This window comes from Jatrophihabitans cynanchi, from assembly GCF_027247405.1.
GTDB classification, from domain to species: Bacteria; Actinomycetota; Actinomycetes; order Mycobacteriales; family Jatrophihabitantaceae; genus Jatrophihabitans_B; species Jatrophihabitans_B cynanchi.
Map to the genome: position 1 here is coordinate 3,791,432 of NZ_CP097463.1, position 15,182 is coordinate 3,806,613.

Sequence of the window (15,182 nt, forward strand, 5' to 3'; positions counted from 1 at the left end):
GGCGTCGGTCAGCCCGGCAGCCCGCTGGCCGGAGCCTCCGCGGGAGCCGTCGTGTACTCGGTCAGCGGCGCGTCCTTGTCATCGGTCGTGTAGACCGGCCCGGTGAGCTTGGCGACGCCGCCATGGATGACGGCGATCTGGGTGCCGCCGTAGCCGGAGTGGTCGGTCTTGGAGAAGCGGAACGGGACTAGGCCCGGCCCGGTGAGCCCGCCCTTCTCGACCGCGGCGAGCAGCGAACCGCGGGTCAGGTCCTTGCCCGCCTCCTGCAGCACCTGCACGGTCGTGTAGGCCATCGCCATGCCGTACTCGACGTTGCCGTCGAACGGGACGTTGCTGTTGTACTTCTCGTTGACCATCTGGAACAGCTTGATCCAGCTGTTGGACGAGTCGCTCGGGATCGGCATGTAGAGGTCGGTCACCGCCCCTTCGAGCAGCGGCGTGGTCGCGTCCTTGAGGAAGCCCTGCAGCGTGACGATGTCCGAGCCGACGTTCGAGATGACCCACTGCGGCTGGTACTTCAGCTTGGCCGCGGTGCCCAGTGCTAGCGCGGTGAAGCCGGGAACGGTGAAGGACACCACGACCTGGCAGCCGGCCGCCTTCAGCGCGCCGATCTGCGGTGCGACGTTGGTGTTGGTCGGCGTGTAGGTCTGCTTCGACTTCAGCGAGCCCTGGCCGAGCGTGAGCTCGACGCCCTGCGCGCCGTCGGTGCCGAAGTCATCACCCTGGCCGAAACTGCAGACCGTCTTGCCCGCGAAGTTCTTCTTGATGTAGTCACCGAGGACCTTGCCCTCGACGGTGTAGTCGGTCTGCCAGCCGAACGTCATCGGGTACTTGCTCGGCTGGTTCCAGCTGCGGCTGCCGGAGGACACGAACAGGTCGGGCACCTTGTTCTGGTTGACGAAGTCGAGCACCGCGGTGTGCGTGGGAGTGCCGAGGGCGCCGACGAGCGCGAACACCTTGTCCTGCAGCACCAGCTTGCGCGTCTTGGTGGCGGTGTTGGCCGGGTTGTAGCCGTCGTCCTCGACGTTGAGCGTGATCTTGCGCCCGTTCACGCCGCCCTTGTCGTTGACGAAGGCGAAGTAGGCCTTCATCGCGGCGCTGATCTTCGAGTAGCCCGGTGCCGCGGGCCCGGTCAGCGGTTGCGTGGTGCCGAGCAGGATCGAGTCCGAGGTCACCCCGGGCGCGCTCTTGTCCCCGGTGGCGTTGTTGCCGCCGTTCTTCTTGCTGCTACCGCAGGCCGTCACCGTGAGCGCGGCGGCCACCGCGATCGCGAGGACGGCACGCCTGCGCCGCCGGATCGGGATTGTCATGACAGACCTCCAGTTGGTTGGGTGGTGCTGCGAGTTGGTTGGCTGGTGCCGCGACGGGGGCGAAGCGCGAGGAGCCGCCGGAGCAGGCCCTGGATGCCGCCGGGCAACGCGAGGATGACCACGATCAGCAGCAGCCCGTAGACGGCGCTGGGCAGGTTGTCGTGCAGCTTGGCGGTGGACGCCGCGGACAGCCCCAGGTCGTCGACCCGGTCGCTGATGAACGTGCCCAGGTACACGACCAGCAGGCAGCCCCACACCGCGCCGGCGAGGCTGCCCAGGCCGCCGATGACGACGGCCGACAGCAGGGTCAGTGACAGCACCAGGTCGAACGAACCCGGCGAGGCGGTCTGCAGCCAGACCGCGAACACGCCGCCGCCGAGACCGGCAGCGGCCGCGCTGACGGCGAACGCGAGGATCTGTACCCGGGGCACGGACAGCCCACACAGCGCCGAGGCGATCTCCTCGTCGCGCACCGCCCGCATGTGCCGGCCGACGGCGGACCGGTTCAGGTTGGCCAGCAGGAACAGCACGATCAACGCGGCGAACAGGCTGATCCACGCCTGCCAGTGCTGCAGGGTGAAGCCGGTGCCGAGCCCGGAGGGCGGTCCGTCGAACGGCACGAACAAGCCCTGGTCGCCCTTGAAGAAGCCGCTGTAATGCGACGTGATCCCGGGCAGCGCGACGCCGAGCGCGAGGGTGGCGCCGGCCAGGTACGGGCCGCGCAACCGGGCGGCCGCGATCCCGAACAGCGCACCGGCGGCAGCGGTCACGAGCATGCCGACGAGCAGCGAGACAGGCAGCACCCACGGTCCGCTCACGCCGTGGTCGGAGAAGCGCGTCTGCAGCAGCGCGACCGTGTAGCCGCCGATCGCCATCAGCGCGGCATGCCCCAGTGACACCTGCCCGTTGCCGCCGGTGAGGAACGTCAGGCCGGCTGCCGCGCAGACGTACGCGCCGAGCTGGGCGAGCTCGTAGTTGTGGTAGTCGCTGAACGTCGCGGTCATCGCGATCACCAGCACGACACCGATCACCAGCAACAGCAGGTGCCGGAGCAGCGTCGAGTCGCGCAGCGTGCGCATCACACCCGCCTCGCCTCGGTGCCGCTGAACAGCCCGCTGGGCCTGGCGAGCAGCACGACGAGCAGCAGCGCGAGCGCCGCGATCTGGGTGAGATCGCTACCGAGGTAACCGCTGGCGTACGACAGCGCGAGCCCGGTGCCGATGCCGCCGACCACCGCGCCGACCGGGCTGTCCAGGCCGCCGACCACGGCCGCGGTGAAGCCGAGCACGAACACCCCGTCCATCGCCTGCGGGTACAGCCCGAGTCCGGACGGGATCACCAGCATGCCGGCGAGGGCGCCGACGAGACCGGCGAGGGCCCAGCCGAGGGTGAGCATCCGGGACACCCGAACGCCGAGCAGCCGGGCGATCTCGGGCGCGAACGCCGAGGCGCGCATCCGCAATCCGGACGGCGTCCAGGTCAGCAGCGCGGCGAGCACGAGCATCAGGCCGAGCACGGACACGACGGTGAAGATGTCCTGATCGGAGAACAGCGCGGTGCTGCCGAGCGAGTACGTCTGCGTGTCGAAGGAGGCGGGGAAGTCCCGGTAGCCGATGCCGTAGATCATCCCGACGACGGCCTCGATCACGATCAGCAGGCCCACGCCGACGACGATCGTGTTCAGCGGCGGCATCGACTCGGCCGTGCGGAACGCGCTGAGCTGCACGATCGCGCCGAGGACGATCCCGGCCGCCAGCGCCGCGGCGAAGCCGAGCCAGTACGAGCCGGTCGCCTGGGACACGGAGATCGCGACGTAGGCCGTCGCCATCGCCATCGCGCCCTGCGCGAAGTTGAGCACCCGCGTCGTTCGCCAGATCAGCACGAGTGCGAGGGCGACCGCGGCGTAGACCGCGCCGAAGGACAACCCGTTGAAGGTCAGGAACACGAATCTGCTCATCGTCAGAACCCCAGATAGCTGTGCCGGAGGGACTCGTCGGCCTTCAGCTCCGCGGCCGGTCCGCGTGCCACGACCCGGCCGAGCGCGAGCACCAGCGCCTCGTCGGCGATCGCGAGCGCGCTGTGCACGTTCTGCTCGACCAGCAGCACGGTGAGCCCGGTGCTGTCGCGCAGGGCGCGTAGCAGCGCCATGATGCGCGCGGTCACCAGCGGCGCGAGGCCGAGCGACGGCTCGTCCAGCAGCAGCAGCGCCGGCCGGGCGACGAGAGCGCGGCCCAGCGCGAGCATCTGCCGCTCGCCGCCGGAGAGTTGGTGGCCGTGGTAGCGGCGCCGCTCGCGCAGCGGCTCGAACAGCTCGAGCACCTCGGCGATCGCCGAGGACGTCTCCCGCGCGGCGTCCGCACCACGACGCCAGAGTCCGCCGAGGCGCAGGTTCTCCTCCACGGTCAGTTCGGCGATCACGCCGCGACCCTCCGGCACGTGCGCGATCCCCATCGTGACCAGGCGTTCGACGGGCACCCGGGCCAGGTCCTGGTCGCGGTAGCGCACCGTGCCGCCGGTGGGCCGCATCAGTCCGGACAGGGTGCGCAGCAACGTCGTCTTGCCTGCGCCGTTCGCGCCGAGCACCGCTGTGATCGTGCCCGGCTCCAGCGCGAGATCGAGTTGGTGCAGCACCGGGACCCGTCCGTACCCGGCGCTGAGGTTCTCCGCCTCGAGCAGGGCGGCGGTCATTGGTCGGCCCTGCTGAGCGTGACGTCCTCGCCCGCGGGTGGCACGTCGGCGCCGAGGTAGGCGGTGGCGACCGCCGGGTCGGCCTGGACCTCGGCCGGGGTCCCGGTCGCGATCCGCTTGCCGAAATCGAGTACGACGACGCGGTCGCACACGTCCATGACCAGGTCCATGTGGTGCTCGACGAGCAGCACCGAGCAGGGCGTGTCCGAACCCGGCAGCGAACGGATCAGCCTGGCGAGCGGCTCGAGGTCCTCGGCGCCGAGCCCGCCGGCCGGTTCGTCCAGCAGCAGCAGCCGGGGGCGGCTGACCAGGGCACGGGCCAGCGCGATCCGCTTCTGCACCGGGTAGGGCAGGGTCGGGGGCAGCCGGTCGGCGAACTCGGCGACCTCGAGGCGGCCGAGCCAGTCGAGGGCGTCCGCCCGCAGCCGCCGTTCGTCCCGGTCGCTGCCCGGCAGGCCGAACAGCGCGCCGGCGAACCCGGCCCGACGCGAACGCGCGCCGCCGACCATCACGTTCTCCAGCGCGGTGAGCCGCGGGAACAGCCCGACGGCCTGCAGGGTGCGGGCCAGGCCGGCGTCGACCAGGCGGTCCGGACGGGGGTGGAAGGGCTGGTCGTCCCACTCCAGCGAGCCGGCGGTCGGGGCGACGAAGCCGCTGATGACGTTGAACAGGGTGGTCTTGCCGGCGCCGTTCGGGCCGATCACCCCGACGACGGAGCCGGGCAGCACGTCGAAGGACACGTCCTCGAGCGCCTGCAGGCCCCCGAAACGCACGCTCACCGCGCGTACGGCCAGTCCTGGCATGCGCACCGCCCTGTGCTTCCCGGTGGTGAATGGCTTCTCGGTGGTGAATGCAACAGATCGTCAAGGTGTTGCATGACCGTAGGACAGGTCCCGGGAGCGGGCAAGGGCGTCCGGCACGAACGATGCCGGAATGTTGCCTACCCGGCGGTGGATCGGCGCGGTTCGCGCCGATTGGCTCACCTTCGCCCACCTGCCGGCCTGCCCTGCCCGGAAACTGTCAGAGCCGGCCGCATACTCGCAAAGGACGGGACCGACCAGGAAGGGAACGGGCACCGATGCGGTTGTTGCACACCTCGGACTGGCACCTGGGCCGTACCCTGCACGGCGCGCCGCTGATCGAGCATCAACGCGGCTTCCTGTCCTGGCTGCAGGACGTGGCGGTGCGCGAGCAGGTGGCCGCGGTGCTGGTGGCCGGCGACGTGTACGACCGGGCCGTGCCACCGACCGACGCGGTGCGATTGCTCGACGACGCGCTGGCCGGGTTCGCGGCATCCGGTGTCCCTGTCCTGCTGACCAGCGGCAATCACGACTCGGCGATCCGGCTCGGATTCGGGCGCGCGCTCAACCGGGCGGCGGGCATCCACCTGCGCACCGACCTGAGCGGGCTCACCGATCCGCTGGTACTGCGCGACGACGCCGGCGAGCTCGCGGTCTACGGCATCCCGTACCTGCTGCCGGACGCGGTGATGGACGACCTCGGCACCGAGCGCACGCACGCCGCCGTGCTGGCCGCGGCGGTCGACCGGATCCGCGCCGACGCTCGCGCGCGCGAGATCTCGCGGGTGGTGGCGGTGGCGCACGCGTTCGTCACCGGGGGCACCGAGTCCGGCTCCGAACGCGACATCCGGGTCGGCGGCCTCGCCGACGCACCGGCCGCGGTCTTCGCCGGCCTCAGCTACACCGCGCTGGGGCACCTGCACGGCCCGCAGCAGGTGGCCGACCGGGTCCGCTACTCCGGTTCGCCGCTCGCCTTCTCCTTCGGCGAGCGGCAGCACGTCAAGTCGGTCACGCTGGTGGACATCGACGCCGCCGGCGCCGTGACGACCGAACTGCTCGCGACTCCGGTGCCGCGGCCGCTGCGCGAGGTGCGCGGCCGGCTGGCCGATCTGCTCGCCGACCCCGACCCGTCCCTCGCCGGCGCCTGGGTCAAGGCGGTGCTCACCGACCCGCAGCGTCCGCTGGCGCCGATGGAACGGCTGCGCGAGCGCTGGCCCCACACCCTGGTGCTCGACTTCGCGCCCGAGGGCATGCAGGTGGACACGGCCACCGACCTGCAACGGCTGTCCGAGGCGAGCGATCCGGTCGAGGTGTGCGCGCACTTCATGGAGTGGGTCGACGCCACCCGTCCGGACCGCGCCCAGCAGGACGAACTGCGCCGCACCGTCGAGGCCGTGCGCGCCCTGGAGGCCTCAGCATGAGGCTGCACGAGCTTCGGCTGCGGGCGTTCGGGCCGTTCGCCGACGAGCAGGTCGTCGACTTCGACCAGCTCGGTGCGTCCGGACTGTTCCTCCTCGACGGCCCGACCGGCGCCGGCAAGACCAGCGTGCTGGACGCGATCACGTTCGCGCTGTACGGGCCGGGGGAGCGGGGCGGCGACGGCCGGCTGCACTCGGACTTCGCGGCGGCCGGCGTCGAGCCGCGGGTGCAGCTGGAGTTCTCGATGCGCGGCAGCCGGCACCGGGTCACCCGGACGCCGGAGTACGCGCGGCCCAAGCACCGCGGCACCGGATTGACCAGGCAGGCGGCCACGGTCCACCTGGAGCGCCGCGAGGCGGGGCGCTGGGTGAGCCGTTCGAGCAACAAGGCCGAGGTCGCCGACCTGCTCGCCGACGAACTGCGCCTGACGCGCGACCAGTTCACCCAGGTGGTGCTGCTGCCGCAAGGGGAGTTCGCGCGCTTCCTGCGCGCCGACGACGACGAGCGGCGCACGGTGCTGACCAAGCTGTTCGGCACGCACCTCTACGACCAGATCACCGATGAGCTGGACCGGCGGCGGGCGGTCGCGGTCAAGGACCTGGACGCGTCCCGGCTGCGGGTGCGGGCGTGCGCGGCGGCAGCGGCCGAGGCGGCCGGGCTGGACGCCGTCGAGCGCGAGGCACTGATCGTCCTGCCCGACGCCGAGTTACGCACGCGGCTGAGCCGGATCGCCGCCGCGCTGCAGGCCGAGCAGGAGTACAGCGCGGGGCAGCGCGTCGAGCGGGACGCGGCACTCGACGCCGCCCGGCGCGAGCACGCCGAGTCGATCGCGCTGGCCGAGCGGGCCGACCGGTTGGTTGCCGCACGGGCCGCGCTGGCCGAGCACCGGCGCGGCAGGGCCGAGCACGAACGCCGCGTCCAGGCCCTCGCGGCGGCCCGGCGCGCCGAACCGGTGCGCGCGCTGCTCGAGGCGCTCGCCGACGCAGACGCCGACGCCGCGCGGGCGCGCGCCGCCGTCCTCGAGGTCGACCCGCACGTGTCCGGCGAGGTTCTCGCCGGCGCCGGCGGCGCGGCGTACGCACAGCTGGCCGCCGAGGCCGCGCGGGAGGCGGCCGAGCTGCAGCACCTCGTCGCCCGCGAGGCCGACGCGGAGGCAGCCCAGGCGGCGGTGGCCGCCGAGCTGGCCGCGTTCGAGCGGACCGGGCACGAGCTGGAGTCGAGGCAGGCCCGGGTGGCCGAGCTGCCCACTCGGGTAGCCGGCGCGTCACGACAGCTCGCCGCAGCGCGCGCGCGTTCGGACCGGGCCGGCTCGCTGCGGGCGTCGTGCGCCGAGTTGCAGGCGCGCCTGGACGCGACGCGGCAGCTGGCCGAGCTGGCGCCGCGGATCGAGCGTGCCCGGCGGGCCGACGACCGCGCACTCGCCGCCTACCGGACCGGACTGGCCGAGCACGTGCGGCTGCTGGAGGCGCGCGCGGCGGGGATTGCCGCCGAGCTCGCCGCCGGGCTGGTCGCCGGTGAGCCGTGTGCGGTGTGCGGGTCCCGTGAGCACCCGGCCGCTGCCACGGGGACCTCGCAGCCGGTCCGAGCCGAGGACGTCGCGGTAGCCGCCGCGGTGGCCGAGCGGGCCGGGAAGCAGCGGGAGAGCTGCGCCGCGACGCTCGCCCGGCTCGAACGCGACCAGGCCGCGGTCGCCGCGCTGGCCGGCACCGAGACCGCGGCGGAGCTCGCCGACCAGCTCGCGGCCGCGCAGGCGGCGCTGGCCGACGCCGAGTGCGCCGACGCCGAGGTCCAGCCGGGCGCCGAAGCTCTCGCCGCGCTCGAGGCCGAACAGTCCCGCTGCGCCGAGGAGCTCAGCGCGGCCGTGGCCCGGCACAGCGCCGCGGCGAGCCGCCTGCAGGCCGCGCAGAGCCGGCTGGCCGAGCAGACCGAGACCTTGGCCGCCGCCGCCGGGAGTTCGGCCAGCGTCGCCGACAAGCAGCGCGAGCTGGTCGAACTCGGCCGGCGCGGCGCGGCGCTCGCGGCGGCCGCTGACACGCTCGCCGCCGCGCTGGCCACCGCGCGGGCGGCCCGCACGCGCGCGGAGCACGAGTCGGCCGCCGGCGGGTTCGCCACCCTGGAGGCGGCAGCCGCCGCGGTCCGGACCACCACGCAGGCCGAAGAGCTGGCCGAGCACGTCGCGCGGTGGACGGCCGAGCAGGAGCGGCTTCAGGCGCGACTTGCCGAATGCGGCGATCTCGGCGGCGCCGACCCGGCCGAGGTCGCGGCACGTGCCCAGGCCGGTGGCCGGGCGCTCGAGGCCGCCCGGTCGGCGGCCGCGGCCGCAGCCGATCGTGCCGAGGTGGCGCGGCACGCGTGCGAGCGGTTCAGCTCCGCGCTGCGCGACGTCGAGCAGGCGCAGGACGAACTGCTCGCGCGAGATGAGCAGGCGGCGCCGGTGCTGTACCTGGCCAAGCTCACCAAGGGCATGACCGGGCAGCGCCGGGTAGCGCTCACCACCTACGTGCTGCGGCACTGGTTCGAGCGCGTGGTGCAGGCGGCCAACCAGCGGCTGGGCAGCATGTCCAGCGGGCGGTACGAGCTGGTCCGCGTCGACGAGGGCACGTCCAAGGGCGAGCGCACCGGCCTCACCCTGTGCGTGCTCGACCGGCACACCGGGGAGCGGCGCAGCACGCGTTCACTGTCCGGCGGCGAGACGTTCTACGCCTCGCTCGCGCTGGCGCTCGGGCTGGCCGACGTGGTGCGTGCCGAGGCCGGCGGCATCGACCTGGACACGCTGTTCATCGACGAGGGGTTCGGCACGCTCGACGCCGACACCCTGGAGGAGGTGATGTCGGTGATCGACGAGTTGCGTGACCGCGGCCGGGTCGTCGGCATCGTCAGCCACGTCGCCGAGCTGAAGGACCGCATCGCCGAGCGGGTCGAGGTGCGGCGCCGCCCCGACGGCAGCAGCTGGCTACGGGTCGTCGCCTGATTGTCGTCGCCTGATTGTCGTCGGCTGATTGTCGTCGGCTGATTGTCGTCGCGTCGCCGCGCGCCGGGCCGCCGCCCTCCGGGACCGAGCGACCAAGTCTCGACCTCTAGTCCAGGTCGTACCTGTCCTCATCCTCGTCGTCCGGCAGCTCCTGCTTCTGCTCCAGGACGTCGCCGTCCTCGGCCTCGAACGGAGCGGGGCGGTCGAAGTCGTCGACCAGATCGGCCTCGGCCTCGGCCAGGTCGGCGGGCCGGGTGGAAACGGTGTCCTCGGGGTCGGTCATCTCGTGCCTCCTGGCGGCAGTCGGGCTACCGGTTCCCACCGTACGAATCGGAATGCGCCGCGGCAATCGCGGCCAGCAGCGGTGCGGCGAGCTCACGCCTGCAGATGAGCAGATCGGGCAGGTACGGATGCGCGCTGTTGTAGACCAGCGGTGAGCCGTCGACGCGGCTCGCGTGCAGCCCGGCCGCCGCCGCGACGCCGACGGGGGCGGCCGAGTCCCATTCCCACTGGCCCCCCGCGTGCAGGTAGGCGGCCGCCTCGCCGCGCACGACGGCCATCGCCTTGGCGCCGGCCGAACCCATCGGCCGCAGTTCGGCACCGACCGCGGACGCGACGGCCGGTGCGAACTGCGGCGGCCGGCTGTCGCTGACCAGGATCACCGCGCGTTCCGCGGCGGGCCCGGCGTGGACGTCGTCGCTCGCGTAGACGGCCTCGAGCGCGGGCTGCGCGACGGCCGCATCGGTGATCTCGCCGGACCCACCGGAGCCGCGCTGCCAGAGCGCGACGTGCACCGCCCAGTCGGTCCTGCCGGTCAGGCCGTACTCGCGGGTGCCGTCGAGCGGGTCGATGATCCAGACCCGGTCGTGCGAGAGCCGGGCGGGGGAGTCCGCAGACTCCTCGGACAGGACGGCGTCGTCCGGTCGCTGCGCCGCGAGTTCGCGTAGCAGCAGCGCGTTCGACTCGCTGTCGCCGCGCTTGCCGAGTTCCTTACCGGTCAGCCCGCTGTCGGCCTGCAGCCTGAGCAGCAACTGCCCGGCCTGCTCGGCCAGCGTAGCCGCCAGCCGCGCGTCGCTGGTCACTGCCCGAGGCGTTCGACGCGGTCCAGGACGATGCCGGCGAGCGCGGCCGTGTCACCGTCGGCGGGGCGCAGCAGCAGGTCGGGGCTCTGCGGCGCCTCGTACGGGTCGTCGATGCCGGTGAAGCCGGTGATCTCCCCGGCTCGAGCCTTGGCGTACATGCCCTTCGGGTCGCGCTGCTCGCACACCTCCAGCGGGGTGTCCATGAACACCTCGAGGAACGGCAGCCCGGCCTGCTCGTGCGCGGCGCGCGCGGCGTCGCGGTCGGCGCGGTACGGCGAGACGAGTGAGACCAGCGCGACGACACCGGCGTCGGCGAGCAGTTGCGCGACGGCGGCGACGCGGCGCACGTTCTCGGCGCGATCCGCTGCGCTGAAGCCGAGGTCGCTGTTGAGCCCGTGCCGCAGGTTGTCACCGTCGAGCAGGTAGGCCGGCCGCCCGGACGCGACCAGCCGCCGCTCGAGTTCGACCGCGACACTGGACTTGCCGGAGCCGGACAGGCCGGTGATCCAGACGGTCAGGCCCTTGGTCGGGCGCTGCTCGCGGGTGACCGCGCCGCCGTGCCAGACCACGTTCGCCTCGCTCTGGCTCGGCCCGGTGATCATTCCAGCAGCGACGGTGTTGTTGGTCGCCTCGTCGATCAGGATGAAGCTGCCGGTGTCGCGATTGCGCCGGTACGAGTCGAACAGCAGCGGCTGCTGGGTGCGCAGCCGGACGCGCCCGATCTCGTTGAGGCTCAGCTGCTCGGCGTCCTCGTCCCGGTGCAGCGTGTTGACGTCCAGCCGGTAGTCAAGCTGCTTGACGCTCGCCCGGGTGCTGCGGGTGGTGTGCATGATCGTGTACGTGGCGCCCTCGGTGAGCGCGCTCGCCGAGGTGAACCAGCAGACCATCGCGTCGATGTCCTGCCCGACGTGCGGACGGTTCGCCGGCCTGGCGATCAGGTCGCCACGGGTGATGTCGATGTCGTCGGTGAGTTCGATCGTCACCGCCTGGCCGGCGAAGGCCTCGGTCACGGTCGTCCCGCCGGGGCCCCAGACCTTGGCGACCCGGCTGTGGAACCCGGACGGCAGCACCGCGACCTCGTCACCGGCCTTGAACGTGCCGCCGGCGACGGTGCCCGCGTAGCCGCGGAAGTCATGCAGTGTCGCGTGGCTGGACTGGTGCGGCCGGATCACGTACTGCACCGGGAATCGCGCGTCGATCAGGTTGCGGTCGCTCGCGACGTGCAGGTCCTCCAGGTGCCGCAGCAGGCCGGTGCCCTCGTACCACGGCATGTTCTCGCTGCGGGTCACCACGTTGTCACCGACCAGGGCCGACACCGGGATGAAGGTGAGGTCGGAAACCGCGAGCTTGGTGGCGAACGCGCGGAAGTCGGCGCGGATCTCCTCGAAGCGCTCCTGGCTGTAGCCGACCAGGTCCATCTTGTTGATGCAGAGGACGAGGTGCGGGATGCCGAGAAGGGACGCGAGGAAGGCGTGCCGGCGGGACTGCTCCAGCACCCCGTTGCGCGCGTCGATCAGGATCAGCGCGACGTCGGCGGTCGAGGCGCCGGTGACCATGTTGCGCGTGTACTGGATGTGCCCGGGGGTGTCGGCGATGATGAACTTGCGCTTGGGCGTGGCGAAGTAGCGGTAGGCGACGTCGATCGTGATGCCCTGCTCCCGCTCGGCGCGCAGCCCGTCGGTGAGCAGCGCCAGGTCCGGAGCGTCCTGGCCGCGGGCGTGGCTGGTGCGCTCGACCGAGCTGAGCTGGTCCTCGAAGATCGCCTTCGAGTCGTACAGCAGCCTGCCGATCAGGGTCGACTTGCCGTCGTCCACGCTGCCGGCGGTGGCGATGCGCAGCAGTTGCGAGGCCATCTAGAAGTACCCCTCCTTCTTGCGGTCTTCCATCCCGGCCTCGCTGATCCGGTCGTCGGCACGCGTGGCGCCGCGCTCGGTGATGCGCGCCGCGGCGACCTCGGTCACCACCTCGGCGGCCGTCGCGGCGGTCGACTCCACGCAGCCGGTGCAGGTCGCGTCGCCGATGGTGCGGAACCGCACCATCGCCTCGAACGGCGCTTCCCCCTCGATGCGCTGCAGGAACCTGGTGTCGGCCAGCAGCATCCCGTCCCGCTCGATCACCGGGCGCTTGTGCGCGTAGTACAGCGGCGGCAGTGCGATGTTCTCGCGCAGGATGTAGTTCCAGATGTCCAGCTCGGTCCAGTTCGACAGCGGGAACACCCGGATGTTCTCGCCCCTGCGGTGCCGCCCGTTGTACAGGCTCCACAGCTCCGGACGCTGGTTGCGCGGGTCCCAGGCGCCGAACTCGTCGCGGAAGGAGAACACCCGCTCCTTCGCGCGGGCCTTCTCCTCGTCGCGGCGCGCCCCGCCGAACACGGCGCCGAACTGGTTCTCCCGGATGCCGCGCAGCAGCGTGACGGTCTGCAGCCGGTTCCGCGACGCCCGCGGCCCGGTGTCCTCGACCACGCGGCCGGCGTCGATGTCGTCCTGCACGCTGGCCACGACCAGCCGCACGCCGAGCTGGTCGGCCACCCGGTCGCGGAACGCGATCACCTCGTCGAAGTTGTGCCCGGTGTCCACGTGCATCACCGGAAACGGCACCGGAGCCGGCCAGAACGCCTTGGCCGCGACGTGCAGCATCACGACCGAGTCCTTGCCGCCGGAGAACAGCAGGCCGGGGCGCTCGATCGTCGCCGCCACCTCGCGGAAGATGTGCACCGCCTCGGCCTCGAGCTTGTCGAGATCGGTCAACTCATAGGTCGCCGTCATGCTGCCCCCCTTGCGCCGAGAGCATGATTCTCGGCGCTACTTCACCTGATTCGACTATTTCGACAAGTCTGCCTTGTCGAGACATCGGCATCTACGGCGGGTTCTAAAGCCGCCGTTGTGCGGCCGGTGCGGCCAGCTGGATTGACGGCCGTTAGAACAAGTTCTAGTTTGAGGGCCATGCTCACCGGGGTTCTCGCGGACGCGATCGTCGAGGCGGAGAAGCTGATCGAGTCGGCACCGCACGTGCGCACCGAGCAGGATCTGCGCGAGGGCTACGACTACCTGGCCGGGATGGTGCGCCAGGCGATCGCCTCGGCGTGGTCGCGCGATCACGAGTTCCCGCACTTCGTCCGGTCCGCCACGCCGTACACCAAGGTCGGTCTCGACAACCCGGACACGCTGTACTTCAGCGCGCGGATCCGCGACGACGCCGAGTACGTGGTGACCGGGCGGCGCGGGACGACGGCGGACCTGAGCTTTCAGGTGCTCAACGGCGACTACACGCCGGCCGAGGTGCCGCAGAGCCTGTCGGCGTTCGACGACCGCGAGCTCGAGATTGCGGCCGACGGGACCTTCCAGCTGCGCTTCGGGCCGGCCGGTGCGGATGCAGGCGCCAACTACTTCGTGCTGGGGCCGGGCGCGGCGATGCTGCTGGTGCGCGAGGTGTTCAGCGACTGGACGAGCCGCGCCGGGTCGATCCGGATCCAACGCACCGACCGCATCGGGCGCGCGCCGGCGACTCCGCCGGAAGGGCTGTACGACAAGCGGTTCGCCGCAGCCGCGAAGACACTGGTGGCGCAGCTGAAGACCTTCCTGGCCTTCCCCGAGTGGTTCTACCTGAAGCTGCCGGCCAACACGATGACCGAGCCGCGGCTGACGCCGGGCGGACTGGCCACCCAGTACTCGTCGGTCGGTCACTACGAACTGGCCGACGACCGCGCGCTGGTGATCACGGTGCCGGTGTCCGACGCCCCGTACCAGGGCTTCCAACTCGGCTCGATGTGGTACCTGTCGATGGACTTCGCCAACCACCAGACCTCGCTGACCGCGCAGCAGGCGCGGCACGACCCGGACGCGATGATCCGCTTCGTCGTCAGCGAGCGTGACCCGGGACTGGCCAACTGGCTCGAGTGCACCGGCCATCCGCGTGGCTACCTGCAGCTCCGGTGGCAGCGCACGTCGCGCGAGTTCACCGCCGCCGACGGGCCGATCGTGCAGGAGGTCGCGTTCGACGAACTGGCGAGCGTGCTGCCGCACCACCCGCACGGACGGATCTCGCCGGGCGAGTGGCGCGAGCGCATCGCCGCCCGCCAGGCCTCCGTCGCTGACCGGATGCTGGGTTAGCCCACGTGTCGGGGAGCGTGCTCGCGAGCCGGATCGTCGTGATCTCCGGTGTCGGTCCCGGGCTGGGCCGCGCGATCGCCGAGCAGTGCGCGCGGGCCGGTGCCGACCTCGTCCTCGCCTCCCGCACCGAGCCCCGGCTGCAAGAGGTGGCCGCCGGTGTCCGCGCGCTCGGCCGCCGCGCACTCGTGGTGCCCACCGACATCAACGACGACGCCGCGGCGCAGCACCTGCTCGACGCGGCGGTCGGGGAGTACGGACAGGTCGACGCGCTGGTCAGCAACGCGTTCGCGGTGCCGCCGCTCGGGCCGCTGCAGACGGTCGACTTCAACGCCGCGCGCGCCGGGTTCGAGACGAACGTGTTCGCGGCGTTGCGCCTGTCGCGGCTGTTCCTGCCCACCCTGGCCGCGTCGCGCGGCAACATCGTCATGATCAACTCCTCGGTGCTGCGTCACTCCAGCCAGCCCTACGGCGCGTACAAGATGACCAAGGCCGCGCTGCTGGCGCTGGCGCAGTGCCTGGCAAGCGAGTTCGGGCCGCGCGGGGTCCGGGTGAACTCGGTCGCGCCGGGCTGGATCTGGGCCGAGACGCTGCAGAACTACTTCGGCTACCTCGCCGGCAAGCGCGGGGTCGACGCGCAGGTCGTCCACGACGAGATCGCCGCGACGATCGACCTGCGCCGGTTGCCCGTTCCGGACGAGATTGCCGATGCGGTGGTGTTCATGGCCTCCGACCTCGCCCGCGGCATCACCGGGCACTGCCTCGACGTCAACTGCGGCGAGTATCACCACTAGACCCCACGAAAG

13 protein-coding genes are annotated in these 15,182 nt (G+C 72.0%); 4 read left to right on the plus strand and 9 right to left on the minus strand.

What is annotated here, in order from left to right:
- Nucleotides 1-8 precede the first annotated feature (8 nt).
- From M6B22_RS18460 to M6B22_RS18480, 5 genes are read right to left on the minus strand one after another with little or no spacing between them, the layout of a single operon-like run.
- Nucleotides 9-1,310 (minus strand): ABC transporter substrate-binding protein, encoded by a 1,302-nt coding sequence (locus M6B22_RS18460; protein WP_269443040.1) that lies wholly within the window; start codon nucleotides 1,308-1,310, stop codon nucleotides 9-11.
- Nucleotides 1,307-2,389, minus strand: coding sequence for a branched-chain amino acid ABC transporter permease (locus M6B22_RS18465; protein WP_269443041.1), 1,083 nt, complete (start codon nucleotides 2,387-2,389; stop codon nucleotides 1,307-1,309). The genes M6B22_RS18460 and M6B22_RS18465 overlap by 4 nt, the downstream gene beginning before the upstream one ends.
- Nucleotides 2,389-3,267, minus strand: a complete 879-nt coding sequence (locus M6B22_RS18470) for a branched-chain amino acid ABC transporter permease (RefSeq protein ID WP_269443042.1) — start codon at nucleotides 3,265-3,267, stop codon at nucleotides 2,389-2,391. Before M6B22_RS18470 ends, M6B22_RS18465 begins: the two co-directional genes overlap by 1 nt.
- Before the next feature lie 2 nt (nucleotides 3,268-3,269).
- Nucleotides 3,270-3,998: an ABC transporter ATP-binding protein gene (locus tag M6B22_RS18475; protein WP_269443043.1), complete on the minus strand. Its 729-nt coding sequence runs from the start codon at nucleotides 3,996-3,998 to the stop codon at nucleotides 3,270-3,272.
- Nucleotides 3,995-4,801, minus strand: coding sequence for an ABC transporter ATP-binding protein (locus M6B22_RS18480; protein ID WP_269443044.1), 807 nt, complete (start codon nucleotides 4,799-4,801; stop codon nucleotides 3,995-3,997). Before M6B22_RS18480 ends, M6B22_RS18475 begins: the two co-directional genes overlap by 4 nt.
- A 275-nt stretch (nucleotides 4,802-5,076) precedes the next feature.
- Here M6B22_RS18480 and M6B22_RS18485 point away from each other — a divergent pair, with 275 nt between their 5' ends.
- Together M6B22_RS18485 and M6B22_RS18490 are read left to right on the plus strand one after the other, a co-directional pair.
- On the plus strand, nucleotides 5,077-6,219 hold the full coding sequence (locus M6B22_RS18485; RefSeq protein WP_269443045.1) for an exonuclease SbcCD subunit D: 1,143 nt from the start codon (nucleotides 5,077-5,079) through the stop codon (nucleotides 6,217-6,219).
- A complete protein-coding gene (locus M6B22_RS18490; protein ID WP_269443046.1) occupies nucleotides 6,216-9,188 on the plus strand; it encodes an AAA family ATPase in 2,973 nt (990 codons plus the stop codon). Before M6B22_RS18485 ends, M6B22_RS18490 begins: the two co-directional genes overlap by 4 nt.
- 106 nt (nucleotides 9,189-9,294) lie before the next feature.
- On the opposite strand, the gene M6B22_RS18495 is transcribed toward M6B22_RS18490, so the two are convergent.
- Genes M6B22_RS18495 through cysD form a run of 4 tightly spaced genes read right to left on the minus strand, consistent with a single transcriptional unit; the run spans nucleotide 9,295 to nucleotide 13,035 of the window.
- Nucleotides 9,295-9,471, minus strand: a complete 177-nt coding sequence (locus M6B22_RS18495; RefSeq protein ID WP_269443047.1) for a hypothetical protein — start codon at nucleotides 9,469-9,471, stop codon at nucleotides 9,295-9,297.
- 25 nt (nucleotides 9,472-9,496) lie between these two features.
- Nucleotides 9,497-10,270, minus strand: a complete 774-nt coding sequence (locus M6B22_RS18500; RefSeq protein WP_269443048.1) for a 3'(2'),5'-bisphosphate nucleotidase CysQ — start codon at nucleotides 10,268-10,270, stop codon at nucleotides 9,497-9,499.
- Complete coding sequence (gene cysN, locus M6B22_RS18505) at nucleotides 10,267-12,123, minus strand: sulfate adenylyltransferase subunit CysN (RefSeq protein ID WP_269443049.1); 1,857 nt, start codon at nucleotides 12,121-12,123, stop codon at nucleotides 10,267-10,269. Before cysN ends, M6B22_RS18500 begins: the two co-directional genes overlap by 4 nt.
- Entirely contained in the window at nucleotides 12,124-13,035 is a 912-nt protein-coding gene (gene cysD, locus M6B22_RS18510; protein ID WP_269443050.1) for a sulfate adenylyltransferase subunit CysD, read from the minus strand.
- A 177-nt stretch (nucleotides 13,036-13,212) separates the two neighbouring features.
- Here cysD and M6B22_RS18515 point away from each other — a divergent pair, with 177 nt between their 5' ends.
- Both M6B22_RS18515 and M6B22_RS18520 read left to right on the plus strand, forming a co-directional pair.
- Complete coding sequence (locus M6B22_RS18515; protein ID WP_269443051.1) at nucleotides 13,213-14,379, plus strand: hypothetical protein; 1,167 nt, start codon at nucleotides 13,213-13,215, stop codon at nucleotides 14,377-14,379.
- Between the two features lie 5 nt (nucleotides 14,380-14,384).
- Nucleotides 14,385-15,170, plus strand: a complete 786-nt coding sequence (locus M6B22_RS18520; protein WP_269443052.1) for an SDR family oxidoreductase — start codon at nucleotides 14,385-14,387, stop codon at nucleotides 15,168-15,170.
- Nucleotides 15,171-15,182 lie beyond the last annotated feature (12 nt).

Coding starts and splice junctions, on each gene's coding strand:
- cysD (WP_269443050.1), bottom strand. CDS start 13,035: ATGACGGCGACCTATGAGTTGACCGATCTCGACAAGCTCGAGGCCGAG.
- M6B22_RS18490 (WP_269443046.1), top strand. CDS start 6,216: ATGAGGCTGCACGAGCTTCGGCTGCGGGCGTTCGGGCCGTTCGCCGAC.
- M6B22_RS18495 (WP_269443047.1), bottom strand. CDS start 9,471: ATGACCGACCCCGAGGACACCGTTTCCACCCGGCCCGCCGACCTGGCC.
- M6B22_RS18460 (WP_269443040.1), bottom strand. CDS start 1,310: ATGACAATCCCGATCCGGCGGCGCAGGCGTGCCGTCCTCGCGATCGCG.
- M6B22_RS18515 (WP_269443051.1), top strand. CDS start 13,213: ATGCTCACCGGGGTTCTCGCGGACGCGATCGTCGAGGCGGAGAAGCTG.
- M6B22_RS18480 (WP_269443044.1), bottom strand. CDS start 4,801: ATGCCAGGACTGGCCGTACGCGCGGTGAGCGTGCGTTTCGGGGGCCTG.
- M6B22_RS18475 (WP_269443043.1), bottom strand. CDS start 3,998: ATGACCGCCGCCCTGCTCGAGGCGGAGAACCTCAGCGCCGGGTACGGA.
- M6B22_RS18465 (WP_269443041.1), bottom strand. CDS start 2,389: ATGCGCACGCTGCGCGACTCGACGCTGCTCCGGCACCTGCTGTTGCTG.
- M6B22_RS18470 (WP_269443042.1), bottom strand. CDS start 3,267: ATGAGCAGATTCGTGTTCCTGACCTTCAACGGGTTGTCCTTCGGCGCG.
- cysN (WP_269443049.1), bottom strand. CDS start 12,123: ATGGCCTCGCAACTGCTGCGCATCGCCACCGCCGGCAGCGTGGACGAC.
- M6B22_RS18485 (WP_269443045.1), top strand. CDS start 5,077: ATGCGGTTGTTGCACACCTCGGACTGGCACCTGGGCCGTACCCTGCAC.